Source organism: Phycicoccus sp. Soil802, assembly GCF_001429605.1.
In the GTDB taxonomy this organism is placed as follows: domain Bacteria; phylum Actinomycetota; class Actinomycetes; order Actinomycetales; family Dermatophilaceae; genus Pedococcus.
In genome coordinates this window covers 558439-584601 of record NZ_LMSS01000001.1, presented here as the reverse complement: position 1 = coordinate 584601, position 26163 = coordinate 558439, and the positions used below count along the sequence as shown (strand labels likewise).

The following is a 26163-nucleotide window of genomic DNA, read 5'->3' as shown; positions in this document are numbered from 1 at the left end:
CTCGGTCAGGGCGCGATGGTGGACGAGTGCAGGAGCGCACCGATCAGGGCCGAGCGCCAGGGCAACGGGGCCTGGGCGGGGGTCCGGCACGACGCGCTGCCGCAGTCGCACACCCACAGCCAGCCCCGCGCCCCGCGCAGGACGCGCGGGTGGTGGCTGGTGGTGCGGTGGATGGTCTGCGTGCTCACGTCTTCGACGGTAGGAGCCGGATGAGAGCGCCGTGCGCGGACGCGCCGGGGGTCGGCCGAGTTCACGACCGGGAATGGCCGAACGGGTGAGGACTAGTCAGTCTCAGCGGACGATGAGGGCGACGGCGGCCACGGCAGACGCGACGAGCACGGACTGGTCGAACCGCGCCTGGCTCAGCCGCCGCACCGTCCGGAGCCCTGCCCAGGCGCCGAGCAGCACGAACGGCGCCAGCAGGAGGGTGCGTTGCACGGTGTGGGCACCGAACAGGCCGAGCCCGAAGCTGAAGGGCAGCTTGCAGAGGTTCACCCCGAAGAAGAGCAGTGCGCTGGTCCCGAGGAACCGCAGCTTCTCGACCCCCTGCGCCACGAGGTAGAGCGTCGTCACCGGACCCGCCGCGTTGGCGGTCATGGTCGTGAACCCGGCGGCGATCCCGGTCCCGATCGCGGCGCTCCGGGACCTGCCGACCCTCCCGACATCGGGCGACCGCCAGCGCAGGGCCAGCTGGAGGGCGGCCAGGACGAGCAGGAGCACCCCGATGGAGCGGCGCAGGACGGTGTCGTCGACCACGGCGAGGAACACCGCGCCCAGGGCGAGCCCCGGGAGCACGGCCGGGATGAGGCGGCGCAACAGGCCCCAGTCGGCCTCGCTCCGGTAGTGCCACACGGCCACCACGTCGCCGATGATCAGGAGGAGCAGGATCGCCGCGGTCGACTCCCGCGCCGGCATCACGCTCGCGAAGATGGCGACGCTGATGCTCGCGAGGCCGCCGATCGCGGTCTTGGCGTACCCGATCAGCAGCGCCGCGACGACGAGCAGCAGGGCCTCGAGCACCCTGCGACCCTAGCCAGTCGCAGGCCCGGCCCTATCGGGTGTTCGGCCACCGTTCGCCGGAACCCCCGCTGCACGGTCACCGGATGCGGCACGCTTCCGGGTGAGGCAGCCGACCCCCGGGCTGCGCACGACGAAGGACCCGTACCGATGACTGCACCCACGCGGCGCGCCGCTGTGGCGCTGAGCGCCTCCGTGGCCCTGGCGGCCACCCTGACCGGCACCGTCACCCTGGCCACCCCGCAGACCGCGGACGCCGCGACCTGCCGGGCCACGCCCACCCTGCTCTCACGCATGCCCACCGTGACCCAGCTCGCCGGTGGCGCGACAGCCCGGATCTGGGACACCGGGCCCACTCCGAGCAACCCGCAGGCATCCACCCGCATCGTGGCCGTGACCGTGCCGGCGGCGTCGGCGGCGAACCCCCGGGTGCGCGCTGCGGCCAACCTCAACACGGCACGCATCCCGTCGGCGTACTTCCTCGACGCACCGACCGCCGTCGTGATGGTCAACGGCGGGGTGTTCAACCCGACCGTGGGAGCCATGCCCGACCTGCCGCAGATGACCTCCGGCTGGCTCCGGAAGGCGCGATCGACGCACGACCCGGCCATCGTGACCGCCAAGGACGGCCGCTCCCTCCCGTCGCGGCTGTGGATCACGGGCAGCGTCAGCGCCACCGGCCATGGCTACAAGGCCGTGACCGGGCTCAACTGGCAGAGCCTGTCGGGCAGTGGCATCAACGCCTACACGCCGTCCTGGGGCAAGGCCCGTCGGCCGTACGGCACCGCCGACGTCGTCGTCGCGGGAGGCAAGGTCGTCGCGGTGCGCACCGGCACGACGCGCGGCCAGACCGCCGCCTCCGGGCAGACCATCCTGACAGCGACCGGCACGGCCGGGAGCTGGCTGGCCTCGTTCCGGATCGGCACCAGCGTGTCCATCAGCTACCACGCCTCCACCGATGCCCCGTTCCCGGTCTACGAGGCCGTCGGCCGCGGAGCCCGGTTCCTGAACCAGGGCGTCAAGAACGGCGGCACCTGCACGAGCCGCGACGAGCTGCTGCGGCCCCGCACCGCCATCGGGTGGACCAAGAGCGGGGACCTGCTCTTCGTCACCGCCTCGGGTCGGGCCACGGTCGACGGCGTGCGCTACGGGGGCGCCACCATCCACCAGATGGCCGACTACATGGCCAAGCTCGGCTCGTGGGACGCCACCAACCTCGACGGTGGCGGCTCGACGACCATGGTGGCGCGCACCTCCAGTGGCAAGGTCATCCGCCTGGACCGGGCCGGCACCGAGTGGCAACGGGCCGTCCCGAACGTCTTCTCCGCCGGCTGACCCGCAGGAGGCCCACGCAGAAGGACCCCGACACGGTGTGTGTCGGGGTCCTTCGCGTTGGTGTCCGGAGGGGGACTTGAACCCCCACGCCCGATAAAGGGCACTAGCACCTCAAGCTAGCGCGTCTGCCATTCCGCCACCCGGACAAGGTGCTTCGCAGGCCTCTTGGGGAGCGCCTGCTGCGACCCGGAACGATAGCACGCAGGCCACCCCAACTCCCAAACGGCCCAGCCCTCAACGGAACCCGGGCGAACCGCCACGGGCACGGCATACCCGACGCGCCTAGTCTGGATGGCATGAGCGAGGTCACCGAGCCCAGCAGCCAGCCCACCAGCCCCGTCGACGAGGTCGTGCGCCTGTGCCGCGACCTGATCCGCATCGACAGCACCAACTACGGCGACGGCAGCGGGCCGGGGGAGCGCGAGGCGGCCGACTACGTCGTGGCCCAGCTGCGCGAGGTCGGGCTGGAGCCCACGGTGGTCGAGAGCGACCCCGGCCGGACCAGCGTGGTGGTGCGGTTCGAGGGCGAGGACCGTGCGCGACCGGCCCTCTGCATCCACGGACACCTCGATGTCGTGCCCGCCAATGCGGATGACTGGCAGGTGGACCCGTTGTCCGCGGAGCTGAAGGACGGCTGCATCTGGGGTCGCGGCGCGGTGGACATGAAGGACATGGACGCGATGATCCTGGCCAACATCCGCGACCTCGCCCGTCGTGGCGCCAAGCCGCCGCGCGACATCGTGTTCGCGTTCTTCGCCGACGAGGAGGCCGGCGGGGTCAAGGGCAGCCACCACGTCGTCGACCACCACCCCGAGCTCTTCGAGGGTGTCACCGAGGCTGTCTCCGAGGTCGGCGGCTACAGCGTCACCGTCCCGACCCCCGACGGCGAGACCCGCGCCTACCTGGTGCAGACCGCCGAGAAGGGCATCCTCTGGCTGCGCCTGACGGCCCACGGCCGCGCCGGCCACGGCTCGGTGCCCAACGACGAGAACGCCCTGGTCCGCCTCGCCGAGGCGATCACCCGGGTCAACGAGCACAAGTGGCCGCGCGAGTACCTCGCCTCGGTCCGCGAGCTGCTCGACGGGCTGTCCGAGCTCACCGGCACGTCCTACTCCGACGAGGACCTCGACGAGCTGCTCGACCACCTCGGTGGCGCCCAGGGGTTCGTGCGCGGGACGCTCCAGGACACCGCGAACTTCACCATGGCCGAGGCCGGCTACAAGCACAACGTGATCCCGCAGAGTGCCTCGGCCTCGCTCGACTGCCGGTTCCTGCCCGGCCACGACGACGAGCTCCTCGACACGATCCGCGAGCTCGCGGGCGAGCACGTCACCGTCGACATCGTGCACCGCGACATCGCGCTGGACGCGCCGTTCGAGGGTCCGCTCGTCGACGCCATGAAGGCCGCCCTGCTGGCCGAGGACCCCGGCGCCGAGGTGCTGCCGTACTGCCTGTCCGGAGGCACCGACAACAAGGCCCTGAGCAAGCTGGGCATCACCGGCTACGGGTTCGCCCCGCTCCAGCTCCCGGCCGACCTCGACTTCGCGCCGATGTTCCACGGCATCGACGAGCGGGTGCCGGTGGCTGCACTGGAGTTCGGCACGCGGGTCCTCCAGCGCTTCATCGCCACCTGCTGAGCGGTATGCCGCGTGGCTGGCCACGCGGCATACCGAAAACTTTGCCCCTCCGTGGGCGTAGCCTGCGGGCCGAGCCCGTCGTTTGAACTCATGAGAGATCGACGACGGAGGAGCAGCGGATGGCACACAAGTCCCCGGGCACGAACCTGGCCCGGCTCGCAGGGGCGCTGGCAGTGGGCGGCCTCGTCTGGTTGTCGTCGGGGGGAGCGGCTGAGGCCGCGACCCTGCCCGACCCGGTGACGGCGGCTGTCACCCAGCTGCTCGGTGGCTCCGCCACTCCTACCCTGCCGCCCCCGCCCCCGAACGCCCCGGCACTCCCGTCGGTGCCGTCGGCGCCGGCGCCACCTGCCCTACCCGGGCTCCCAGGCGAGAACCCGTCCGACGAACAGCAGGACGCACCCGGCGCCAGCGCCGAGGTGCAGGCTCCGGCTGGCGACGACCGTGCGGCAGTGGACGCGGCCGTGGCGGAGTTCCTGGGCGTCTGTGCCCGCGTCCCACATGACGTGGTGCCGGTGCAGGCGACCATCGTGGTGCTCGACCGTGACGTCATCGCCGAGCTGGTGGACGCCGGGGTGCCGTTGCAGCCGCTCGTCGTCCCGTGCCCGAAGGCCGCCGCCGCGAGCCCGGCCGCGCCGCAGTCGCCGGCCGCGCCCCAGGATGCCTCGCGCCCCGGGCCGACCGCCGACCCGCGGTCCGGCCTGCCGACCTCGCTGGCCTTCACCGGGACCGACGTCGCCCCGACCCTCCTGCTGGCGGGAGGGTTGCTCGCCCTCGGCCTCGCGTGCCTGCGCAAGGCCCACCTGCTCGCAGTCGTCCGGTGAGCGCGCGCCGAGGACCGCTGTGGGACTCGCCCGCGCTGACGACTGTCAGTGCGGGCGAGGCACGCGGATGATCTTGCGGCGCAACCAGGTCCGCTGCTGGCCACCCAGGTAGATCCGGGTGCGGTGCAGCTCCCAGTGGCCGTACTCGGCATGCTCGGTCAACGTCCGCCGGATGTCGGATCGTGAATCGGTTCGGGTGAAGCTCACCACGCGGTACTCGTACTCAACCATCGTGCGCCATTTTGCCCCAGAACCCGATACCGTCGAGCCATGACCGCAGACCCGCGTGGCGCGCTGGCCAACCTCATGACCGCGTTCGAGCGGCACCTCGAGGCATCGGCCTCCAAGCGGGGCGAGGAAGACCCGACCGTGATCGCGGCCTACGACGACCTGGCTGACGCCTTCGCGTCGTACGACGACGCCCTCCTCCAGGCCTACGGCGAGATGACGCCGCTCGACATCTACGACGGTGACGACGACGACGAAGACGACGACGACGACGACCAGGACGACGACGACGAGGACGACGACGAGCTCGACGACCACGGTGACGAGGACGGCGACGGCAGTGTCTACTCCGGGCTCGACGACGCGGACTACGAGGTCGAGAGCGAGCGCTGAGCGGTCAGCCGGCTCAGGCAGACACCTCGTCGAGGGCGGCCACCAGCTCCTCGGGCAGCTCCAGCGACTCGCTCGCCAGTGAGGTCCGCAACTGTGCGGTGGTGCGCGCCCCGACCACCGGGCTGACGACGCCCGGGCGGTCGCGCACCCAGGCCAGGGCCACCTCGGCAGGGCTGACGTCGAGTCCCTTGGCCGCGATCGCGAGCGCCTCGACGATGCCGGTGCTGCGGTCGTCGAGGTAGCGGGCGGTGAAGCGCGGGAAGTCGCGGGACGCGGCACGGGAGTCAGCAGGGATCCCGTTGCGGTACTTGCCGGTCAGGACCCCACGCCCCAGCGGAGACCAGGGAAGCAGCCCGAACCCGAGGGCCTGGGCAGCGGCGAGCAGGTCCGGCTCGGCCGTGCGGTTGGTGAGGGAGTACTCGACCTCGTTGGCCACCAACGGGACCCGCGCCTGCTCGAGCAGCGACATGGCCCGCGCGACCTGCCAGCCACTGAAGTTCGAGACCCCGACGTAGCGCGCCCGACCGGTGCTGACGGCCCACTCGAGGGCCGACAGCGTCTCGGTCAGCGGGGCCTCGTCCGACCAGGTGTGCACCAGCCACAGGTCGACGTGATCGGTGCCGAGTCGTTCGAGCGAGGTGTCGAGCTGGCTCAGCAGGCTGTGTCGTGAGGTGTCGACGACCCGGTGCCCAGATCGACGGGAGATCCCCGACTTGGTGCAGATGACGAGATCCTCGCGCGGCACGTCGTCGTCGATCAGCCGGCCGATGATCTCCTCGGAGGTGCCGTCGGAGTAGCCGTGGGCGGTGTCGACCAGGGTGCCACCCGCGTCGAGGAACGTGCGCAGCTGCTCGCGGGCGCCCGCCTCGTCGGTCGTGCGGCCCCAGGTCATCGTGCCGAGGGCAAGGCGGGAGACCGACAGGCCAGAGCTCCCCATTCGTCGCTGACGCATGGTTCCGTACGGTAGTCGGCCCACGCCGCGTTCCCGTGGTGCACCCGCCGCTAACCTCGCACCCATGGAACTCGGAGTGAACCTCGGCTACTTCGGCATGGGCGTGGACCAGGACAACGTCGCCGTCGCGCAGGAGGCCGACCGGCTCGGGTATGCCGTGGCGTGGGCTGCCGAGGCGTACGGCTCGGACGTGCCCACCGTGCTCTCCTGGATCGGGGCGCTGACCGAGCGGATCGACCTCGGGGCCGCGGTCATGCAGATCCCGGCGCGCACGCCCGCGATGACGGCGATGACCGCCGCGACCCTCGACACCCTGTCGAAGGGGCGCTTCCGGCTGGGGCTCGGGGTCAGTGGTCCGCAGGTGAGCGAGGGGTGGCACGGCGTCCCGTTCACGGCCCCCCTGGGCCGCACCCGCGAGTACGTCGAGATCGTGCGCATGGCGCTGCGGCGCGAGACCCTCGCGTATGCCGGGCGGCACTTCACGCTGCCACTGCCCGACGGTCCCGGCAAGGCGCTCAAGCTCACCGTCCACCCACCGCGCCCCGACCTGCCGATCTACCTCGCGGCGGTGGGGCCGAAGAACCTCGAGCTGACCGGTGAGGTGGCTGACGGGTGGCACGCGATCTTCTTCAGCCCGGAGCACTCGGGCGACCTCGTCGAGTCGGTGGTGTCCGGCCGACGTCGCGCGGGGAAAGGGACCGAGGAGGACCCGCTCGACGGGTTCGACCTCGCCCCGTCGGTGCCGGTCGTGATCGCCGACGACGTGCAGGCCGCCGCTGACGCCATCCGCCCGTATGCGGCGCTCTACATCGGCGGCATGGGGTCGCGCGAGCAGAACTTCTACAACCAGCTCGCGGTCCGAATGGGCTTCGAGGAGGCGGCGGCGCAGGTGCAGGACCTCTTCCTCGCCAGGCAGCACCGAGATGCGGCCGCCGCCGTGCCGTTCGAGTTCATCGACGCCACCTCACTGATCGGGCCCAGGGACCGGATCCGCGACCGGATGTCGAGGTACGCCGAGGCCGGGACCGGCACCCTGTCGGTGGCACCCTTCGCCGGCGGGCTAGAGGAGCGGCTGCATGTCGTGCGAACCATGGCCGAGCTCATGGGGGAGACTGGCCTCTGACCTTGGCGCCGCACCGCTCCCGGCCACACCCGACTGAACGGAAAGCAGACCGTTGACCCTGAGCTATCTCGACGCCCTGATCCTCGGCATCGTGGAAGGCCTGACCGAGTTCCTCCCGGTCTCCTCCACGGGCCACCTGACCATCACGGAGAAGCTGCTCGGCCTCAAGGTCGACGCCCCCGGGGTCACCGCCTACACGGCCGTCATCCAGCTGGGCGCGATCCTCGCCACCCTGCTCTACTTCCGCAAGGACATCGCCCGGCTGCTCGGTGCCTGGTTCGCCGGTCTCGGCAGCGCGCAGGCGCGGACCCACCACGACTACCAGCTCGCGTGGGCGGTCATCGTGGGCTCGATCCCGGTGGGGATCGTGGGCTTCGCGGCCAAGGACCTGATCAGCGGGGGCCTGCGCAGCCTGTGGGTCGTCGCCGCCGCCCTCATCGCCTGGAGTGCCGTGATGTGGCTCGCCGAGAGCCGCCACGCGATGCTGGCGACGCGGGGCGAGGAGCGCGGTGAGGGACAGGTGACCCTCACCGACGGACTCGTCATCGGGCTGGTCCAGTGCGCCTCGCTGGTGCCCGGCGTCTCCCGCTCGGGTGCGACCATCTCGGCCGGCCTGTTCCGTGGCCTCGACCGGCTGACCGCGACCCGGCTGTCCTTCTTCATGGCGATCCCGGCCCTGACGGCGGCCGGCGTCTTCGAGATGCTCAGCGAGTCCGACCACCTCGAGCTGCTGGGCGTGGGGCCGATCATCGTCGGCGTCATCGTGTCCTTCGTGGTGGCCTACGCGTCGATCGCCTGGCTGCTGAAGTTCGTGAGCAGCAACAAGATCACGGCGTTCGTCTGGTACCGGGTCGCGCTGGGGCTGGTGCTGCTCGTGGTGCTGGCGGCCGGCTGGATGACCGCCACCTAGGCGGACCTCCTACAGCCACCCGGACTTCCGGAACGCCCGGTAGAGCCCCAGGCACGCGGCCGCCATGATGGCGACGACGAGGTAGTAGCCGTAGTGCCACTTGAGCTCGGGCATGTTCTCGAAGTTCATGCCGTAGATCCCCGCGATCATCGTCGGCACGGCGGCGATCGCGACCCAGGCCGAGATCTTTCGCATGTCGGAGTTCTGCTGGACCGAGATCTGGGCGAGGTGGGCGTTGAGGATGTCGGTCAGGAGCCGGTCGTACGACTCCACGTGGTCGATCACCCGCAGGAGGTGGTCGGCCACGTCCCGGAAGAGCAGCCGGACCTCCTTCTGCGGCAACGGTGACCGCGAGCCGTCGTGCAGCATCTTCAGCGGCGCCGCCAGCGGCACGGCGGCCCGACGAAACTCCAGGACCTCGCGCTTGAGCCGGTAGATCGTGGCCGAGCTGACCCGGTTCGCTCCCGTGAAGACCGACGCCTCGATGTCCTCGAGGTCCTTCTGGAGCTCGGCATCGATGGAGACGTAGTTGTCGACGATGCTGTCCATCACTGCGTGGACGACGGCGATGGCGCCGTGGCGGAGGGTGTCGACGTTGCCCTCGAGGTTGTGCCGCACCCCCGCGAGCGGGTTCGCCTCGCCCCGTCGGACGGTCACGACGAACCGGTCGCCGACGAAGAGCATCACCTCACCGGTCTCGACGTCCGAGGTCTCCTCGATGTACCGCAACGTCTTCATCACGACGAAGATGGTGTTGTCGTAGAGCTCGACCTTGGGTCGCTGGTTGCCCTTGACGGCGTCCTCGACGGCGAGCGGGTGGAGCTTGAGCTCGTCGTTGACCAGGTCGAACTCGGCGTCGGTGGGGTTCTTGAGCCCGATCCAGAGGAAGGCGTGTGGGTCGTCGCCGCCGCGCAGGTCCTCGAGGGCGTCGCTGAGGTCGCCGCAGGGGAGCCGCTGGCCTTGGCGGTAGATGGCCTGGTCCACGATCACGGGGCTACTCCACCACGTCCCCGACGGTCCCGCGAGACCGTGCCCGAAAATCGATGCCGCGCCGTAGAGTGCGCACGTGCCCACCGTCCTGCTGGTCCGCCACGGCCACTCGAGCGCCAACGGCGACGGTGTCCTCGCGGGCCGGCTCCCCGGCATACACCTCACCGATCGGGGTCGGGAGCAGGCCGACCAGCTGGCCGAACGGTTCCGCGACCTCCCGGTGGTCCGCGTGGTGAGCAGCCCCCTCGAACGCTGCCTCGAGACGGCCGCGCCCCTGGCCGCCGCAGCCGGCGTGGAGGTCACGGTGGACGACGACCTGCAGGAGTGCGCCTACGGCGCGTGGACCGGCCGGGCGCTCAAGGACCTGGCCAAGGAGCCGCTCTGGCGGACCGTCCAGGACGACCCCGAGGCTGCGCGCTTCCCCGACGACGACCGGTATGCCGCGGAGAGCCTCCGGGAGATGAGTGACCGCGTCGTCGCGGCAGTGCGGCGCCACGACGCGGAGGTCTCGGCCGCGTCCGGGGAGTTCGCGCTGTGGGTGGCGGTCACGCACGGCGACCTCCTCAAGGCCACCCTGGCCGAGGCGACCGGGTCGGGTCTGGCCCGCTTCCAGCGCTACACCGCTGACCCCGCCTCGGTGTCCGTCGTGCGCTACGGCAGCCGGCACACCTTCCTCCTGGCCGCCAACGACCTCGCACCCGACCTCACGCGTTTCCAGGCTCCGGCGGAGGTGCCCGGGTCGGGCGACGCAACCGTCGGTGGGGGAGCCGGTTAGAGTTTTGCCATGGGGCTCGTCGAGTTTGATCCACCGGACCGGTTCGTCGCCGGCACCGTCGGTCCGCCGGGGCAGCGGACCTTCTTCCTCCAGGCCAGTGAGGGGCGCCGGCTGACCAGCGTCTCGCTGGAGAAGCAGCAGGTCTCGGTCCTCGCCGACCGGATCAACGACCTGCTGGACAGCTACGCCGGGGGCGAGGGAGCCGACCACGCGGCCGCCGAGGTGGTCGACAACGCGCCCCTCGACACCCCCATCGAGGACGACTTCCGCGTCACCACGCTGAGCCTGGCCTGGGACGAGGACCGCCAGGTGATCATCATCGAGGCGCTCGACCGCGACCCCGACGACCCGGAGGCCGGGGTCGACCCGGAGGTCCTCGCCGAGGAACCGCGGCAGATGCGGGTCGTGCTGCCACCGTCCCGGGCGCGCGCGTTCGCGCGGCGCGCCCAGTCCGTGGTGTCCGCGGGTCGACCGCCCTGCCCGTTCTGCGGCGGTCCGCTCGAACCCGAGGGGCACATCTGCCCCCGCTCGAACGGGTACAAGCGCTGACCCAGCCCGCAGGTGGCCCGTCGGTCTCCCTCGACCTCCTGGCGCGCGCAGACCTGGTGGTGCTGGGAGCGCTGGCCGACGCCTCGAACCTCGCGCTGCTGGTGCGGCTCGAGGACGACGAGGGACCGCTGGCGATCTACAAGCCGATCCGGGGCGAACGGCCGCTCTGGGACTTCCCGGACGGGTCGTTGGCCGCCCGGGAGGTCGCCGCCCACCTGATCAGCTCGACGGGCGGGTGGGACGTCGTGCCCGAGACGGTGCTGCGTGACGGACCACGGGGTCCGGGCTCGGTGCAGCGCTGGGTCGGTGACCCGGAGACGGCCCCCGACTACGTGGTCGACCTGGTCACCCCCGACGAGGTGCCGCCGGGGTGGCTGGCGGTACTGCGGGGCGAGGACGAGCGGGGCCGTCCGGTCGTCGTGGTCCACGAGGACAGCCCCGTGGTCCGCGCCGTCGCCGCGTTCGACGCGGTCATCAACAACTCCGACCGCAAGGGGTCGCACCTCGTCCGCGAGGGCGACCGGCTCCGCGGCTTCGACCACGGGGTGAGCCTGCACGAGGACCCCAAGCTGCGCACCGTCCTGTGGGGCTTCGCCGGGCAGCCGCTCCCGGACGACGACGTCGTCCGGATCACCCGGGTCGGTGACGCCCTCGCCGACGGTGGGTCGACCCTGCGGACCGAGCTCGCCCCCTTGCTCACCCCGGTCGAGGTGACCGCCCTGGCGGCCAGGTGCGCCGCGTTGCTCGACCACGCGGCATACCCGGTGCCCTCCGGTGACTGGCCGGCCATCCCGTGGCCGCCGCTCTGAGCCCTCCCCGTAGGCTTCCGCTGTGATCTCCTGGCCCACCCCGTTCCGTCCCGCCGTGCCCGGCACCGGCCACCCCGTGCAGGTCTTCGACTCGGCGACCGGAGCGGTCCGCGCGATCACGCCCGGACCGACCGCGCGGATGTACGTCTGTGGGATCACGCCCTACGACGCGACGCACATGGGGCACGCCGCGACCTACGTGACGTTCGACGTCCTGGGGCGGGCCCTGCGCGACGCCGGCCACGACGTCGAGTACGTGCAGAACATCACCGACGTCGACGACCCGCTCCTCGAGCGCGCCAACCGTGACGGCATCGACTGGGAGGACCTGGCCGCGGAGGAGATCGCCCTCTTCCGTGAGGACATGACCGCGCTGGCCGTGATCCCGCCCGACCACTACGTGGGGGTCGTCGAGAGCATCGAGCCGGTGGGTGCCGCAGTCCGGGCCCTGCTCGAACGCGGTGCCGCCTACTCGGTCGACACCCCGGACTCCGACGGCGACGACCTCTACCTCGACATCTCCACCGACGCGGGCTTCGGCGCGGTCTCGAACTGGACCCGCGAGCAGATGCTGGCCGTCTTCGCCGACCGCGGTGGCGACCCAGACCGGGCCGGCAAGCGCGACCGGCTCGACCCGCTGCTGTGGCGGGCCGCTCGCGACGGCGAGCCCTCGTGGGCCGTCGACGGCCTCCCGCAGGGCCGCCCCGGCTGGCACATCGAGTGCACCGCGATCGCGCTGGACCACCTGGGCATGTCGTTCGACGTCCAGGGTGGCGGCACCGACCTGGTCTTCCCGCACCACGAAATGAGTGCCACCCAGGCGGTCGTGCTGACCGACCAGCGGCCGTTCGCCCGGACCTACACGCACCAGGCGATGGTGGGCCTGCACGGCGAGAAGATGAGCAAGTCCAAGGGCAACCTCGTCCTGGTCTCCAAGCTGCGGGCCGACGGGGTCGACCCGATGGCGATCCGGCTCGCCCTGCTCGGGCAGCACTACCGCACCGACTGGTCCTGGACCGACGCCGTGCTCGAGCAGGCCCAGGCCCGGCTCGACACCTGGCGCGCGGCGCTGTCGGTCAACTCCGCCCCCGACTCGGCCCAGGCCGTCGAGGCGATCCGGGCGCGGGTCGCGGACGACCTGGACACCCCGGGGGCGCTGGCGGCCGTCGACGCCTGGGCGAAGCAGACCCTCACCCGCGGTGGGGCCGACGGCACCTCGGCCGGCGTCCTCGCGCGCGCGCTGGACGCCATCCTCGGCGTCCGGGTCTGAGCCCTCAGCCGGGCCCTTCCTGGCCGCGCCGACGCAGGTAACGCTCGAACTCCCTGGCGATGGCGTCACCGCTCGCCTCCGGCAGGTCGGCGGTGTCCTGCGCCTCCTCGAGGGACTGGACGTACTCGGCGACCTCCTCGTCGGTGTCGGCGAGCTCGTTGATGCCCCGTTCCCACGCCTTGGCCCCCTCGGCGAGGTCGCCGTGGGGGATGGTGGCGTCGAGCAGCTCCTCGAGCCGGGAGACCAGCGCCAGGGTTGCCTTCGGCGAGGGGGAGTGACCTGCGTAGTGGGGCACGGCGGCCCAGCAGGAGAGTGACTGCATGCCCGACTGGGTGGCTGCGTCGGCGAGCACACCGACGATCCCGGTGGGTCCCTCGTAGCGGCTCGGCTCGAGGTCGAACCGGTGGATCACGTCGTCGTCGTCGGAGGTGGCGGTGACCGGGATCGGCCGGGTGTGGGCGACGTCGGCCATCAGCGCGCCGAGCGTGAACACGGTGCTCGCGCCGACCTCCTGCGCGAACTCCATCAGCTCGATCGTGAAGGCCCGCCAGCGGAACGACGGCTCGATGCCCTGGATGAGCACGACGTCGCGGTCCAGCCCCGCGGACCGGGCCACGAGGATCCGCGTGGTGCGCCAGTGGATCCGGCGACGGCCGTCCTCGAGGACGACGCGCGGACGGTTGACCTGGAAGTCGTAGTAGTCCTCGGGGTCGAGCGCCGCGATGGCGTCGGCGTCCCAGACGTCGATGAGGTGGTCGATCACGGCCGTGGCCGCCTCACCCGCGTCGTTCCAGCCCTCGAAGGCAGCGATCACCACGGGGTTGTTGAGCTCCGGGACGTCTTCGAGTTCGATCACCATCGCTCCTTCTGCGGGAAAACACGGTCTTGGTCGGACACAGCCTCCACCACACCCAGTCTGGGCAGGCGGCACCACTCCCGCCCAGCCTACGGTCCACGGCACGGACGCAGATGCCCGGCTGCGTATAGTCGGGCGCGCCGCCCCTCCCGCACCACGAAGGCCCCTCTGGAATGCCGTCTCAGCAACCGCTCCCCAGCGAGCTCACGACCACCCCCGCAGCAGACCTGCCGGCCGCGGTCTTCTGGGACATGGACGGCACCCTGGTCGACACCGAGCCGTACTGGATCAACGCCGAGCACGCCATCGTCGAGGAGGCCGGAGGGGTCTGGAACGACGAGTACGCCCACCAGCTGGTCGGCAACGACCTCATGGTGTCGGCCGAGTTCATCCGCGACAACAGCCCGATCACGCTCGAACCGGTGGAGATCGTCGAGGACCTCCTGCGGCGCGTCATCGCCCAGGTCACCGAGCACGTGCCGTGGCGTCCCGGCGCCATCGAGCTGCTCACCGCCCTCCGCGAGGCCGGCGTGCCCAACGCCCTGGTGACCATGTCGTGGCGGTCGTTGGCCGACAGCGTCCTCGCGGCCCTCCCCGAGGGCACCTTCGCCGCGGTGATCACCGGCGACGAGGTGGAGCACGGCAAGCCGCACCCGGAGCCCTACCTCGCGGCGGCCCGGGCACTCGGCGTCGAGGTGACCGACTGCGTCGCCATCGAGGACTCACCCACCGGAGTCCGGTCCGCGGTGGCCGCCGGCGTCCCCACGCTCGCGGTGCCGCACGTCGTGCCGGTGCCGATCATCGCCGGGGCCGTGCAGGCCCCGAGCCTGCGCGGGCTCACCCCAGCCGACCTCCACAGGCTCTTCGGGTGACCGGCCGGCTCACTCGTCCGTCGGCGTGACCTGACCCGAGATCGCCGGGTTGAGGGCGATCAGGGCGGCGTCGGGCGGCAGCGGCGGGGGAGTGCCGCCCCAGGCCGGGCAGAACTCGCGGTAGTCGCACCAGTCGCAGAGCCGCGACGTCTTCGGTCGCCAGTCGCCGGTGGTCGCGGCCCGCTCGATCGCGGTCCAGACCGCCTTGAGGTTGCGCTCGAGACTGAGCAGGTCGTGCTCGTCGGGGGTGTAGCGGACCACCTCGCCGTTGCCGAGGTAGACGAGCTGGAGGAGCCGCGGGATCTCACCACGCAGCCGCCACAGCACCAGGGCGTAGAACTTCATCTGGAACAGCGCCTTGCCCTCGAACAGCTCGCTCGGGGAACGCCCGGTCTTGTAGTCGACGACCCGCATCGCGCCATCGGCCGCCACGTCGAGGCGGTCGACGTAGCCACGCAGGACCAGCCCGTCGACATCGGTCTCGACGTAGAGCTCGCGCTCCGCAGGCTCGAGGCGGGTCGGGTCCTCGAGGGTGAACCAGGTCTCGATCAGGGCCTGCGCGTCGCCGAACCAGCCGGCCTCGGTCAGCTTGTCGTCGTCGGCGATCATGGCCGCGAGCTCGGGCTCCTGCTCGACCAGCGCCTCCCACTGCGGGCCCAGCAACGCCTGTGCCGCTGCCGGGGTGCGCTCGTCGGCGGGGAGGTCGAACAACCGCTCCAGCACGGCGTGCACGAGCGTGCCCCGCGCCGCAGCAGGGCTGGGCGGGGAGGGCAGCTTGTCGATCGTGCGGAACCGGTAGAGCAACGGACACTGCTTGAAGTCCGAGGCCCGGCTCGGGGAGAGGGCGGGAACCATGGACCCCACGGTATGCCGCGGCGCCGACAACGCTGCCGTGGCGCACCGGCGGTGCGCCACGGCATACCGTGCGAACCCGGTGGCTCAGCCCGTGCCTCGCCGTGCGTGGCGGTCAGCGATCGCTCACCATGACCCAGCCGGCCGGGACGGTGGCCCAGGCACACGTCGACGTCACACCGCCGCTGGCCTCGAGGCTCTGGGCCGCCACCACCCGCACGTCGCGCAGGACCGTTCGAGGGCCTTCCGGGGCACTGCACCCGAACGTGGGAGCCTGCGAACTGGTCAGGGTGACCGTGCCGTCCGACGAGACCGTGACGGCGCCCGCATCGCGAGGGCTCTTGGCCAGGTTCCCCTGGTCGTCCAGCGCGTAGGTGACGCGGCTTGGATCGCTGGCGTCGATCGCGAGGAGCATGCCGGTGCCGGGCATGAGCCACACGCCACCCACCTGCGCGACACGTCGGACGGGTGTGGAACCCGCCATCGAGAACATCGGGATCTCCGTGCCGGCGGGGCTGGCCGGGGACAGCCGCACGAGGGACACCGGGGGTGCGTTGTTCCCGCAGAAGTCCAGGACATCGCCCGTGAGCTTGCCCTCCCGGTAGCTCGTCAGCCGGAAGGAGAAGTCGCATCCTGAGCCGTCGTGCACGCCGAGCTTGGCGCCCTTGAGGGTGTAGTAGAAGGGGGTCTCGAGGGTGTCCGCGTTGTTGCTGTACCCGCCCGACCCGTCCGCGTAGAAGGTCCAGAGCCCCATTCCCGTCCAGACGCCGACCATGTCCGCTGCCGAGATGACCGAGGGCTGGGTGACGGTCGGCGTCGCGGGCTGCAGCCGGTCCATGGTGCGCCCGGCCCCGGCCCAGTAGGCAGCCGCGCCACCCAGCAGGAGGACTGCGGCAGCGCACGCCGCAGCCAGGCGCTGCGTGCGTCGGCGCTGCGCTGCGACGGTCGACCGATCCGCGAACTCCGTGAACGCCGTGTCCACGTCGGTCGCCGTCAGCACGACGTCGTCGGCAAGGCGAGCGAGTGCGCGCTCGAGGTCACGGTCCTGCAGTGTCATTGCCCTGCTCCCATCGCTGCCTGGAGGGTTGCCCGCGCCCGGTGCGTGTGCTGCTTGACACTGCCCATGCTGATGTCCAGCTCGGTGGAGGTCTCGGACTCGCTGAGTCCCAGCAGGAACCGGCACACGACGACTTCGCGCTGGCGGCGCGGGAGCTCGCGAATGGCCTGGCCGAGACGGTGCGTCTCGTCGAGCCCGAGCGCCGCGTCCTCCGAGCTCGGCACCAGGTCGGGCGATCCCAGCTGGGTCATCGCCCTCCGACCGCGGATGAGCCATCGCTGCCGCGACCTGCACTGGTTGAAGACCACGGACCGGACATAGGGCAGCAGTGCGCCGCGGTCTCGCAGGCTGCTCCAGTGCAGGTGCAGGGAGACGAACGCCTCCTGTGCGACGTTCTCGGCGGCGGCACGGTCGCCGAGCAGGCAGTACGCGAGACGCACCATGGTGCCGTAGTGCTCGCGGAACAACGCCTCGACCACGGCGTCCTTGTCGCGCGACGTGGGCGTCGCGAAAGCCAGTACGACCGCTGACTCCTCGCCACCGTTCACTCCGACCTCCCGGCACCAGTCTCCTGCGATGTAGTCGCCAGAGCGTGCTCGAGGTTGACACCAGCTGCCAAGAAATTTCGCGGGCGCGGTCGTCAACCTCTGGGTCCCTCCCGACGACTACCCCTCATGAAACCAAACACCATGCAGCACAGGCAGATTCGTCACGTGATGTGGATCGTTGCACTGCTGGCGTCAGCGGTGACCGTCTCGGTCTCCTCACCCGCCGCAGCACGGCAGGACCCCGGGCCACCCCGTGGCACGGTGGTGGGCTGGGACTCGAGCCCGTTCCGCTGTCCCGTGGAGCGCATCGACACCCAGATCGTCCGGTGCGACAACCTCTCGGGCGCGGGGGTGTCAGCCCCGCTCGGCATCCCACAGCGGCACTGAGCAGCTCCACAGTGGCACTGAGCACCAAAGGGGGCGCGCTGGGACCGCACCGGTGCGGCGGTCAGTCCTCGGGCAGGTACCCGAGGTTGGGGGCCAGCCAGCGCTCGGCCTCGGCCACCGTCCAGCCCTTGCGCTTCGCGTAGTCCTCGATCTGGTCCCGGCCGAGGCGGCCCACCACGAAGTACTGGGACTGCGGGTGCGAGAAGTACCACCCGGACACCGAGGCGCCCGGCCACATGGCCATCGACTCGGTCAGCTCCATCCCGGTGTTCTCCTCGACCTGGAGCAGGTCCCAGAGCAGGGCCTTCTCGGTGTGGTCGGGGCAGGCGGGGTAGCCCGGCGCGGGCCGGATGCCGACGTACTTCTCGGCGATCAGGTCGGGGTTCTTGAGGTGCTCGTCGGGGGCATAGCCCCAGAAGTCGTGCCGCACCCGCTCGTGCATCCGCTCCGCGAACGCCTCGGCCAGCCGGTCGGCCAGGGCCTCGAGGAGGATCGCGTTGTAGTCGTCCATCGCGGCCTTGAACTCGTTGACCTTGTCGTGCGACCCGAGACCGGCGGTGACGGCGAAGGCGCCGACGTGGTCGGGCCGTCCGCTCTCCTTGGGCGCGACGAAGTCGGACATCGCCCGGTTGGGGATGCCCTCCCGGTGCTGTCCCTGCTGGCGCAGCGTGTGCAGGGTGGTGGCCACGGTCTCGCGCGACTCGTCGGTGTAGACCTCGATGTCGTCGCCGACCGAGTTGGCCGGGAAGAGACCGATCACGCCGTTGGCGCGCAGCCACTTGTGCTCGATGATCTGGTCGAGCATCGTCTGCGCGTCCTGGTAGAGCTTGGTCGCGGCCTCGCCCGTCGCCGGGTTGTTGAGGATGTCCGGGAACCGACCCTTCATCTCCCAGGCCAGGAAGAAGGGACCCCAGTCGATGTAGTCGCGCAGCTCGGCGATCGGGTAGTCCTTGAAGGTGCGCACGAACTGCGTCAGGGTGCGGCGGTCGGTGCCCGACTGGCGCCTGAGCAGCTCCTTCTCCTGCGCGGCTACGAGGTGCGGCACGGGCGGGCGGTAGCCGCTCCAGTCGATCGGCGTGGCCATCTCGCGGGCCTTCTCGATCGACACCAACGGTCGCTCGGTGGTCTTGGCCGCGTGCCGCGCGCGCAGCGAGTCGAAGTCGGCCTTGACCTCGGCCATCAGCTTGGGGCGCAGCTCGTCGGACAGCAGCTGGGCGACCACCGGCACGGAGCGCGAGGCGTCCTTCACCCACACGACCGGGCCGTGGTACTTCTGGTCGACCTTGACGGCGGTGTGGGCCCTTGAGGTGGTGGCGCCGCCGATGAGCAGGGGCAGGTCGAAGCCCTGGCGCTCCATCTCGGTGGCGAAGTTCACCATCTCGTCGAGGCTCGGGGTGATCAGCCCGGACAGCCCGATGACGTCGGCCTTCTCGGCCCTGGCGGCGTCGAGGATCTTCTGCGCCGGCACCATCACCCCGAGGTCGACGACGTCGTAGTTGTTGCACTGGAGGACGACGCCGACGATGTTCTTGCCGATGTCGTGCACGTCGCCCTTGACGGTGGCCATGACGACCTTGCCCTTGGCCCGGTTCTCGGCGACCTCGGCCTCGGTCTTCTCGGCCTCGATGAAGGGGATCAGGTAGGCGACGGCCTTCTTCATGACCCGCGCCGACTTCACCACCTGCGGGAGGAACATCTTGCCGGCGCCGAAGAGGTCGCCGACGACGTTCATGCCGTCCATCAGCGGGCCCTCGATGACCTCGATCGGGCGACCGCCCCGCGCCGAGATCTCCTGGCGGAGCTCCTCGGTGTCGGTCTCGGCGTGCTCGTCCAGACCCTTGACCAGCGCGTAGGTGATGCGTTCGCCGACCGGCAGGGAGCGCCACTCCTCGGCGATCGCCTCCTGCTTGGTGTCGCCGGTGTTGAACGAGTCGGCGATCTCGAGCAGCCGCTCGGTGGAGTCGGGTCGCCGGTTGAGCACGACGTCCTCGATGCGTTCGCGCAGCTCGGGGTCGACCTGGTCGTAGACGACCAGGGCGCCGGCGTTGACGATGCCCATGTCCATCCCGGCCTGGATGGCGTGGTAGAGGAACACGGCGTGGATCGCCTCGCGGACGGCGTTGTTGCCGCGGAACGAGAACGAGACGTTGGAGACGCCTCCAGAGACGAGGGCACCCGGCAGGTTCTCCTTGATCCAGCGGGTCGCGTCGATGAAGTCGGTGCCGTAGGCCGCGTGCTCCTCGATGCCCGTCGCCACCGCGAAGATGTTGGGGTCGAAGATGATGTCCTCGGCCGGGAACCCGACCTCCTGGGTGAGGATGTCGTAGGCCCGCTGGCAGATCTCCTTGCGCCGCTGGAGCGAGTCGGCCTGGCCGTCCTCGTCGAAGGCCATCACGACGACCGCGGCGCCGTACTTGCGGCAGAGCCGGGCGTGCTCGATGAACGGCTCGACGCCCTCCTTCATCGAGATGGAGTTGACGATCGACTTGCCCTGGACGCACTTGAGCCCGGCCTCGATGACGTCCCACTTCGAGGAGTCGACCATCAGGGGGACCCGCGAGATGTCGGGCTCCGTGGCGACCAGCTTGACGAAGCGGTCCATCGCGGCGACGCCGTCGATCATCCCCTCGTCCATGTTGATGTCGATGACCTGCGCGCCCGACTCGACCTGCTGGCGCGCGACGTTGAGCGCGGTGCCGTAGTCCTCGGCCTGGATGAGCTTGCGGAACCGCGCCGACCCGGTGATGTTGGTCCGCTCGCCGACGTTGACGAACAACGACTCCTCGGTGACGGTCAGCGGCTCCAGGCCGGAGAGCCGCAGCGCCGGGGCCACCTCGGCCGGCACGCGGGGCTTCTGGCCCGCGGCGGCCTTGGCGATCGCCGCGATGTGGTCGGGCGTGGTGCCGCAGCAGCCTCCGAGCAGGTTGACCAGCCCGGATTCCGCGAACTCGCCCACGACACCCGCCATCGCGTCCGGGGTCTCGTCGTACTCACCGAACGCGTTGGGCAGGCCGGCGTTGGGGTAGCACGAGACGAAGGTGTCGGCCACGCGGGCCAGCTCCGCGGCATACGGACGCATCTCGGCGGCGCCGAGGGCGCAGTTGAGGCCCACGGCGAGGGGCCGGGCGTGCCGCACCGAGTTCCAGAACGCCTCGGTGACCTGACCAGAGAGGGTGCGCCCCGACGCGTCGGTGATGGTGCCCGAGATGATCACGGGCCAGCGGCGCTCGTGCTCCTCGAACAGGGTCTCGAGGGCGAAGATCGCGGCCTTGGCGTTGAGCGTGTCGAAGATCGTCTCGACGATGAGCAGGTCGGCGCCCCCGTCGACGAGGCCACGGGCCTGCTCGACGTAGGCCTCGACCAGCTCGTCGAAGGTGACGTTGCGCTTGCCGGGGTCGTTGACGTCGGGCGAGATCGAGGCGGTGCGGTTGGTCGGGCCGAGGGCGCCGAGCACCCACCGCGGCCGGTCCGGGGTCTGCTCGGTCATCGCGTCGCAGGCCTGGCGGGCCAGCCGCGCGGACTCGAGGTTGAACTCGTAGGCGAGGTCCTCCATGCCGTAGTCGGCGAGGGAGATCCGCTGCGCGTTGAACGTGTTGGTCTCGATCAGGTCGGCGCCCGCTTCGAGGTATGCCGTGTGGATGCCGCGGATGATCTCCGGCTGGGTGAGGCTCAGCAGGTCGTTGTTGCCCTTGAGGTCGCTCTCCCAGTCGGCGAACCGCTCGCCCCGGTAGTCGTCCTCGCCCAGCCCCTCACGCTGGATCATCGTGCCCATGGCGCCGTCCATCACGAGGATCCGCTCGGTCAGAGCGGTCTTCAGCTGGTCGGTGGCGTCGGGCTGCAGCGTGGGGGAGTCGGGCACCGCACAAGTATGGCCTAGTGGCGCCCGGAGGGTCGTGGCCGGTCACGTAGGGTCTGCGCATGACGACGCGGGCTCCTGAGCACCAACCGGAGGAGTCCGGCCACGGGGTGCGCATCGCCCGGGTGGGCGGGGTGCCCGTCTACCTGGCCCCCAGCTGGTTCCTCATCGCCGCCGTGATCGTGGCGATCGTGGCCCCTCCCTACTTCCCGGAGCGGCCCGGCGCCGGGATCGCCATCGGCGTCACCCAGGCGCTCCTGCTGCTCGTCAGCGTGCTGGTCCACGAGGCCGCCCACGCCGTGACCGCGCGGGCGTTCAGGATGCCGGTGATCCGCATCGTCGCCAACGTGTGGGGTGGCCACACGTCGTTCGAGGCCGGACGCAGCACCCCCGGGCGGCTGGCGGCGATCGCGGCTGCCGGCCCCGCGGCGAACGCCGCACTGGCCGTGGCGGCCTGGCTGTTCCTGCTGGGCGCGTCCGGTCACCTCACGAGCGCGCTGCTGTCGGGCCTCGTGATCATCAACGGCTCCCTCGCGGTGCTGAACTTCCTCCCGGGCCTGCCGCTGGACGGCGGCCAGGTCGTCGAGAGCCTGGTCTGGAAGGCCACCGGCAACCGCAACCGGGGCTCCGTCGTCGCCGGGTGGTGCGGGCGGGTCCTGACCGTGCTCCTGGTGCTCTGGTTCTGCGTCCGGCCGCTCGCCCAGGGGCAGCAGCTCGGGTTCGACACCATCTGGGTGCTGCTCATCGGGTCGGTGCTGTGGACCGGCGCAACGCAGTCGATCCGCCGCGGCCAGGCGCTGTCGACGATCCAACGCGTCCGGCTGGGGTCGGTGGCCAAGCCGCTGACCGTGCTTCCCGGCGCGACGCCGGTCCAGGTGGCCATCGACCTCGAGACCCACGTCGTCACCCTGGACGACCGCGGCGTGCCCTGCCTCATGCTCCTCGACACCGGGCAGGAGCTTCCTGCGTGGGCGCCGCTGAGCTCGGTCGTCACCCGGCTGCCGGACCAGAACGTCGTCGAGGCGTCGCCGGACGACGACGTCGAGGCGGTCGTGGTCGCCATGCAGGAGACCGGTGTCGGCACCGTGGTCCTGACGAATGGGGGGCGGGCCTACGCCTTCGTCGACGGTCCGGCGCTCAGCGCGGCCTTCGGCCACAACTAGACTCGCCGGTCATGAGCGACGCCCCCGACCTGAGCCCTGACGACAGCCCTGTCACCGCCGTCGGAGCCGACCTGCGGCGGGGACCGTTCGCCGTCGGGGAGCGGGTCCAGCTGACCGATCCCAAGGGTCGCCTGCACACGATCAGCCTCGAGGCCGGGCGCGAGTTCCACACCCACCGTGGGCGGCTCGCCCACGACGACCTCATCGGGGCACCGGACGGGTCGGTGGTGAAGAACACTGCTGGGGTCGAGTACCTCGCACTGCGGCCGTTGCTGTCCGACTACGTCATGTCGATGCCCCGCGGTGCGGCGGTCGTCTACCCCAAGGACGCCGGCCAGATCATCACCATGGCCGACGTCTTCCCGGGCGCGCGGGTGGTGGAGGCCGGCGTGGGCTCGGGCGCCCTGTCGATGTCGCTGCTGCGCGCGGTGGGGGAGCACGGCCACGTGCACTCGTTCGAGCGCCGCGAGGACTTCGCCGCCATCGCCAAGGGCAACGCCCGCACCTTCTTCGGACAGGACCACCCGGCCTGGCAGGTGACCGTCGGCGACCTCGTCGAGTCGCTGCCCACGGCCGAGCAGCCCGGGTCGGTCGACCGCGTCGTGCTCGACATGCTGGCCCCCTGGGAGTGCCTCGACGTCGTGGCCGACGCCCTCGCTCCCGGTGGCGTCATCATCTGCTACGTCGCCACCGCCACCCAGCTCTCGCGGGTGGCCGAGGCGCTGCGCGACCACGGCGGCTACACCGAGCCGGAGGCCTGGGAGTCGATGGTCCGGGGCTGGCACCTGGAGGGTCTGGCGGTCCGGCCGCAGCACCGCATGCACGGGCACACCGGGTTCCTCATCACCAGCCGCCGGCTGGCTCCCGGCGTCACCCCTCCGCTGCGCAAGCGCCGCCCGGCGAAGGGCTCCACCGACGAGGAGGGCGCTCTCGAGAGCGGCCTGGCCTTCGGGGCCGAGAGCGACTTCACTGCCGAGGAGATGGGCGAGCGCGTCCCATCAGACAAGAAGATCCGTCGGCTTCGCCGTTCTGTGACGCAAACCTCCCCGACAGCGGAGTAGATCGGGGTTAGGTTGGGTCATCGGCCGGGCAGTCGACGGTCGGTAGCAGTCGTTAGCCACTCTGAGGTCTTGAGGGAGCCGACATGACCGATCACGCCACCCCGGGTGACCACTCCGAGGAGCGCCGCCAGGCAGAGCTCCTCGCCGAGGAGGTCGCCGCCCTGCGCCAGCGCCTCGCCGACGCCCCCGTCCGGTCGCGCGAGCTCGAGACCAAGGTGCTCCAGCTCCAGTCCAACCTGGCCACCGTCTCGTCACAGAACGAGCGGCTCGTGCGCACCCTCAAGGAGGCCCGCGAGCAGATCGTCACCCTGAAGTCCGAGGTCGACCGGCTGGCCCAGCCGCCGGCCGCCTACGGCGTGATCCTCGAGTCCTACGACGACGCCACCGTCGACATCCTCACCGGCGGACGCAAGATGCACGTGGCCGTCAGCCCGGCCGTCGACCCCGCCGAGCTGTCCAGCGGGCGCGAGGTGCGGCTCAACGAGGCGATGAACGTCGTGGCGACCTGCGGCTACGAGCGCATCGGCGAGGTGGTGATGATCAAGGAGCTGCTCGGCGAGGGCCGGGTGCTCGTGGTCGCGCACGCCGACGAGGAGCGCGTCGTGCGGATGGCCGAGTCGCTCGAGGGCGAGCCGATCCGCGTGGGCGACGCCCTCATGCTCGAGTCGCGCTCGGGGTTCGTCTACGAGCGGATCCCCAAGGCCGAGGTCTCCGAGCTCGTCCTCGAAGAGGTCCCCGACATCGACTACGAGGACATCGGCGGGCTGGCCGGCCAGATCGAGGCGATCCGCGACGCCGTGGAGCTGCCCTACCTGCACCCCGACCTGTTCACCGAGCACAAGCTCAAGCCGCCCAAGGGTGTGCTGCTCTACGGCCCGCCCGGATGTGGCAAGACGCTGATCGCCAAGGCCGTGGCCGCGTCGCTGGCCAGGAAGGTCGCCGAGAAGGAGGGCAAGCCGGTCGGCAAGTCGTTCTTCCTCAACATCAAGGGCCCCGAGCTGCTCAACAAGTACGTCGGCGAGACCGAGCGGCACATCCGGCTGATCTTCCAGCGGGCCCGTGAGAAGGCGTCCGACGGCACGCCCGTGGTGGTGTTCTTCGACGAGATGGACAGCCTGTTCCGCACCCGCGGCTCGGGCGTCTCCAGCGACGTCGAGACCACCATCGTGCCCCAGCTGCTGTCCGAGATCGACGGCGTCGAACGGCTCGAGAACGTCATCGTGATCGGCGCGTCCAACCGCGAGGACATGATCGACCCGGCGATCCTGCGCCCGGGCCGACTCGACGTGAAGATCAAGATCGAGCGCCCCGACGCCGAGAGCGCCCGCGACATCTTCACCAAGTACCTCGTCGCCGACCTGCCTCTGCACGAGCACGACCTGGCCGAGCACGGCGGGTCGCCGCAGGCCACCGTCGACGCCATGATCACCGCGACGGTCGAGCGGATGTACTCCGAGATCGAGGAGAACCGCTTCCTCGAGGTGACCTACGGCAACGGCGACAAGGAGGTCCTCTACTTCAAGGACTTCAACAGCGGCGCCATGATCCAGAACATCGTCGACCGGGCCAAGAAGATGGCGATCAAGGACTTCCTCACCATCGGGGCCAAGGGCATCCGGGTCGACCACCTGCTGGCCTCCTGTGTCGACGAGTTCAAGGAGAACGAGGACCTCCCCAACACCACCAACCCGGACGACTGGGCCCGCATCTCCGGCAAGAAGGGCGAGCGGATCGTCTACATCCGCACGCTGGTCACCGGCAAGAGCGGCACCGAGCCGGGCCGGTCGATCGACAACGTCGCGAACACGGGGCAGTACTTGTAGCGCTAACTTACTCTCGGTAAGGTAGCGGGCGTGGACCACCTGATGCGCGACCCTGCGCTCCTGGCCGTGCCGTTCTTCGTCCTGTTCATCGCGCTGGAGCTGGTGGCCCTGCGCGTGCTGGAGACAGATGAGGGCGCGCCCCTGGCCGGCTACACCCGTCAGGACTCGGCGGCCAGCCTGTCGATGGGGGTGGGCTCCGTCGTGGTGAACCTCGGGGCCCGAGCGCTGGCGCTGCTCGGCTACGCCGCGCTGTATGCCGTGACGCCCCTTCGCCTCGACCCGCACGACTGGTGGACGTGGGTGATCGCGCTGCTCCTCGTCGACCTGCTCTGGTACGCCTACCACCGCAGCAGCCACCGGATCCGGCTGCTGTGGGCGATGCACCAGGCCCACCACAGCAGCGTGCACTTCAACTACACGACGGCGCTGCGGCAGAAGTGGAACCCTTGGGGTGAGCTGCTCTTCTGGGTGCCCCTGCCCCTGGTCGGCCTGCCGCCGTGGATGATCTTCTTCGTCTTCTCCCTCAACCTGACCTACCAGTTCTGGGTGCACACCGAGACGATCCCCAAGCTCTGGCGACCGGTCGAGCTGGTCTTCAACACGCCGTCCCACCACCGCGTGCACCACGCCAGCGACGCCGAGTACCTCGACCGCAACTACGGCGGCATCCTGATCGTCTGGGACCGGCTGTTCGGCACCTTCCGCGAGGAGCAGCAGCGGCCGACCTACGGCCTGACCCATCCCGTGACGACCTTCAACCCGTTCCGGTTGCAGTACGCCGAGTTCGCCCTCATGGTCCGACAGGTCCGACATGCGCGGCACTGGCGGGACCGGCTCGGCTACCTCTTCGCGCCACCCGGCTGGTCACCCGAGCCCTGA

General features: G+C 70.7%; 26 protein-coding genes and 1 tRNA gene. 16 read left to right on the top strand and 11 right to left on the bottom strand.

Features of this window, described 5'->3' with window-relative positions; genetic code table 11:
- Nucleotides 1–5 precede the first annotated feature (5 nt).
- Together ASG91_RS02745 and ASG91_RS02740 are read right to left on the bottom strand one after the other, a co-directional pair.
- The gene (locus ASG91_RS02745; protein WP_056921044.1) at nt 6–188 is read right to left on the bottom strand and encodes a hypothetical protein; all 183 of its coding nucleotides are present in this window, start codon (nt 186–188) and stop codon (nt 6–8) included.
- Between the two features lie 103 nt (nt 189–291).
- Nucleotides 292–1020 (bottom strand): sulfite exporter TauE/SafE family protein, encoded by a 729-nt coding sequence (locus ASG91_RS02740; RefSeq protein WP_056921043.1) that lies wholly within the window; start codon nt 1018–1020, stop codon nt 292–294.
- Between the two features lie 147 nt (nt 1021–1167).
- Between ASG91_RS02740 and ASG91_RS02735 the strand changes: the two genes are divergently transcribed.
- Nucleotides 1168–2352 carry a phosphodiester glycosidase family protein gene (locus ASG91_RS02735; protein WP_056921042.1) on the top strand — a complete coding sequence of 395 codons (1185 nt, stop codon included), beginning with the start codon at nt 1168–1170 and terminating at the stop codon, nt 2350–2352.
- 58 nt (nt 2353–2410) lie between these two features.
- Here ASG91_RS02735 and ASG91_RS02730 read toward each other — a convergent pair.
- Nucleotides 2411–2498 (bottom strand) — tRNA-Leu (locus ASG91_RS02730).
- Between the two features lie 150 nt (nt 2499–2648).
- On the opposite strand from ASG91_RS02730, the gene ASG91_RS02725 reads away from it, so the two are divergent.
- Entirely contained in the window at nt 2649–3989 is a 1341-nt protein-coding gene (locus ASG91_RS02725; protein WP_056921041.1) for a M20/M25/M40 family metallo-hydrolase, read from the top strand.
- 119 nt (nt 3990–4108) lie between these two features.
- Nucleotides 4109–4810, top strand: coding sequence for a hypothetical protein (locus ASG91_RS02720; RefSeq protein ID WP_056921040.1), 702 nt, complete (start codon nt 4109–4111; stop codon nt 4808–4810).
- Nucleotides 4811–4855: 45 nt separating this feature from the next.
- Here the strand turns inward: ASG91_RS02720 and ASG91_RS02715 are convergent, their stop codons facing one another.
- Nucleotides 4856–5041, bottom strand: coding sequence for a DUF5703 family protein (locus ASG91_RS02715; RefSeq protein ID WP_056921039.1), 186 nt, complete (start codon nt 5039–5041; stop codon nt 4856–4858).
- 39 nt (nt 5042–5080) lie between these two features.
- Between ASG91_RS02715 and ASG91_RS02710 the strand changes: the two genes are divergently transcribed.
- On the top strand, nt 5081–5431 hold the full coding sequence (locus ASG91_RS02710; RefSeq protein ID WP_056921038.1) for a hypothetical protein: 351 nt from the start codon (nt 5081–5083) through the stop codon (nt 5429–5431).
- Between the two features lie 13 nt (nt 5432–5444).
- On the opposite strand, the gene ASG91_RS02705 is transcribed toward ASG91_RS02710, so the two are convergent.
- A complete protein-coding gene (locus ASG91_RS02705) occupies nt 5445–6383 on the bottom strand; it encodes an aldo/keto reductase (RefSeq protein WP_056921037.1) in 939 nt (312 codons plus the stop codon).
- Nucleotides 6384–6447: 64 nt separating this feature from the next.
- Between ASG91_RS02705 and ASG91_RS02700 the strand changes: the two genes are divergently transcribed.
- Nucleotides 6448–7506 carry an LLM class F420-dependent oxidoreductase gene (locus ASG91_RS02700; RefSeq protein WP_056921036.1) on the top strand — a complete coding sequence of 353 codons (1059 nt, stop codon included), beginning with the start codon at nt 6448–6450 and terminating at the stop codon, nt 7504–7506.
- Between the two features lie 52 nt (nt 7507–7558).
- The gene (locus tag ASG91_RS02695) at nt 7559–8416 is read left to right on the top strand and encodes an undecaprenyl-diphosphate phosphatase (protein ID WP_082592493.1); all 858 of its coding nucleotides are present in this window, start codon (nt 7559–7561) and stop codon (nt 8414–8416) included.
- Nucleotides 8417–8425: 9 nt separating this feature from the next.
- Here the strand turns inward: ASG91_RS02695 and corA are convergent, their stop codons facing one another.
- Entirely contained in the window at nt 8426–9406 is a 981-nt protein-coding gene (gene corA, locus ASG91_RS02690; RefSeq protein ID WP_056921035.1) for a magnesium/cobalt transporter CorA, read from the bottom strand.
- Nucleotides 9407–9482: 76 nt separating this feature from the next.
- Here corA and ASG91_RS02685 point away from each other — a divergent pair, with 76 nt between their 5' ends.
- Genes ASG91_RS02685 through mshC form a run of 4 tightly spaced genes read left to right on the top strand, consistent with a single transcriptional unit; the run spans nt 9483 to nt 12809 of the window.
- Nucleotides 9483–10181, top strand: coding sequence for an MSMEG_4193 family putative phosphomutase (locus ASG91_RS02685; protein ID WP_056921034.1), 699 nt, complete (start codon nt 9483–9485; stop codon nt 10179–10181).
- Between the two features lie 9 nt (nt 10182–10190).
- A complete protein-coding gene (locus ASG91_RS02680) occupies nt 10191–10730 on the top strand; it encodes a DUF3090 domain-containing protein (protein WP_056921033.1) in 540 nt (179 codons plus the stop codon).
- Nucleotides 10667–11539, top strand: coding sequence for an SCO1664 family protein (locus ASG91_RS02675; protein ID WP_371262026.1), 873 nt, complete (start codon nt 10667–10669; stop codon nt 11537–11539). Before ASG91_RS02680 ends, ASG91_RS02675 begins: the two co-directional genes overlap by 64 nt.
- A gap of 22 nt (nt 11540–11561) precedes the next feature.
- Nucleotides 11562–12809: a cysteine--1-D-myo-inosityl 2-amino-2-deoxy-alpha-D-glucopyranoside ligase gene (gene mshC / locus ASG91_RS02670; protein ID WP_056921031.1), complete on the top strand. Its 1248-nt coding sequence runs from the start codon at nt 11562–11564 to the stop codon at nt 12807–12809.
- Nucleotides 12810–12813: 4 nt separating this feature from the next.
- Here the strand turns inward: mshC and ASG91_RS02665 are convergent, their stop codons facing one another.
- Nucleotides 12814–13665, bottom strand: a complete 852-nt coding sequence (locus ASG91_RS02665) for a PAC2 family protein (protein WP_056921247.1) — start codon at nt 13663–13665, stop codon at nt 12814–12816.
- Nucleotides 13666–13838: 173 nt separating this feature from the next.
- Between ASG91_RS02665 and ASG91_RS02660 the strand changes: the two genes are divergently transcribed.
- Nucleotides 13839–14537 carry an HAD family phosphatase gene (locus tag ASG91_RS02660; protein ID WP_056921030.1) on the top strand — a complete coding sequence of 233 codons (699 nt, stop codon included), beginning with the start codon at nt 13839–13841 and terminating at the stop codon, nt 14535–14537.
- 9 nt (nt 14538–14546) lie between these two features.
- Here ASG91_RS02660 and ASG91_RS02655 read toward each other — a convergent pair whose 3' ends face one another.
- From ASG91_RS02655 to ASG91_RS02645, 3 genes are all read right to left on the bottom strand, one after another.
- Nucleotides 14547–15392, bottom strand: a complete 846-nt coding sequence (locus tag ASG91_RS02655; RefSeq protein WP_056921029.1) for a PD-(D/E)XK nuclease family protein — start codon at nt 15390–15392, stop codon at nt 14547–14549.
- A 112-nt stretch (nt 15393–15504) separates the two neighbouring features.
- Nucleotides 15505–16446 (bottom strand): hypothetical protein, encoded by a 942-nt coding sequence (locus ASG91_RS02650; RefSeq protein WP_056921028.1) that lies wholly within the window; start codon nt 16444–16446, stop codon nt 15505–15507.
- Nucleotides 16443–16994, bottom strand: a complete 552-nt coding sequence (locus ASG91_RS02645) for an RNA polymerase sigma factor (protein ID WP_056921027.1) — start codon at nt 16992–16994, stop codon at nt 16443–16445. Before ASG91_RS02645 ends, ASG91_RS02650 begins: the two co-directional genes overlap by 4 nt.
- Before the next feature lie 168 nt (nt 16995–17162).
- Between ASG91_RS02645 and ASG91_RS02640 the strand changes: the two genes are divergently transcribed.
- The gene (locus ASG91_RS02640; protein ID WP_235545368.1) at nt 17163–17381 is read left to right on the top strand and encodes a hypothetical protein; all 219 of its coding nucleotides are present in this window, start codon (nt 17163–17165) and stop codon (nt 17379–17381) included.
- A 61-nt stretch (nt 17382–17442) separates the two neighbouring features.
- On the opposite strand, the gene metH is transcribed toward ASG91_RS02640, so the two are convergent.
- Complete coding sequence (metH, locus tag ASG91_RS02635) at nt 17443–21165, bottom strand: methionine synthase (protein ID WP_235545367.1); 3723 nt, start codon at nt 21163–21165, stop codon at nt 17443–17445.
- 134 nt (nt 21166–21299) lie between these two features.
- On the opposite strand from metH, the gene ASG91_RS02630 reads away from it, so the two are divergent.
- The 4 genes from ASG91_RS02630 to ASG91_RS02615 all read left to right on the top strand — a co-directional run bounded on the left by ASG91_RS02630 (nt 21300) and on the right by ASG91_RS02615 (nt 26163).
- The gene (locus tag ASG91_RS02630) at nt 21300–22400 is read left to right on the top strand and encodes a site-2 protease family protein (RefSeq protein ID WP_157605949.1); all 1101 of its coding nucleotides are present in this window, start codon (nt 21300–21302) and stop codon (nt 22398–22400) included.
- Nucleotides 22401–22411: 11 nt separating this feature from the next.
- Entirely contained in the window at nt 22412–23461 is a 1050-nt protein-coding gene (locus tag ASG91_RS02625; protein WP_056921023.1) for a tRNA (adenine-N1)-methyltransferase, read from the top strand.
- 83 nt (nt 23462–23544) lie between these two features.
- The gene (gene arc / locus ASG91_RS02620) at nt 23545–25284 is read left to right on the top strand and encodes a proteasome ATPase (RefSeq protein WP_056921022.1); all 1740 of its coding nucleotides are present in this window, start codon (nt 23545–23547) and stop codon (nt 25282–25284) included.
- 30 nt (nt 25285–25314) lie between these two features.
- Nucleotides 25315–26163: a sterol desaturase family protein gene (locus ASG91_RS02615; protein ID WP_235545347.1), complete on the top strand. Its 849-nt coding sequence runs from the start codon at nt 25315–25317 to the stop codon at nt 26161–26163.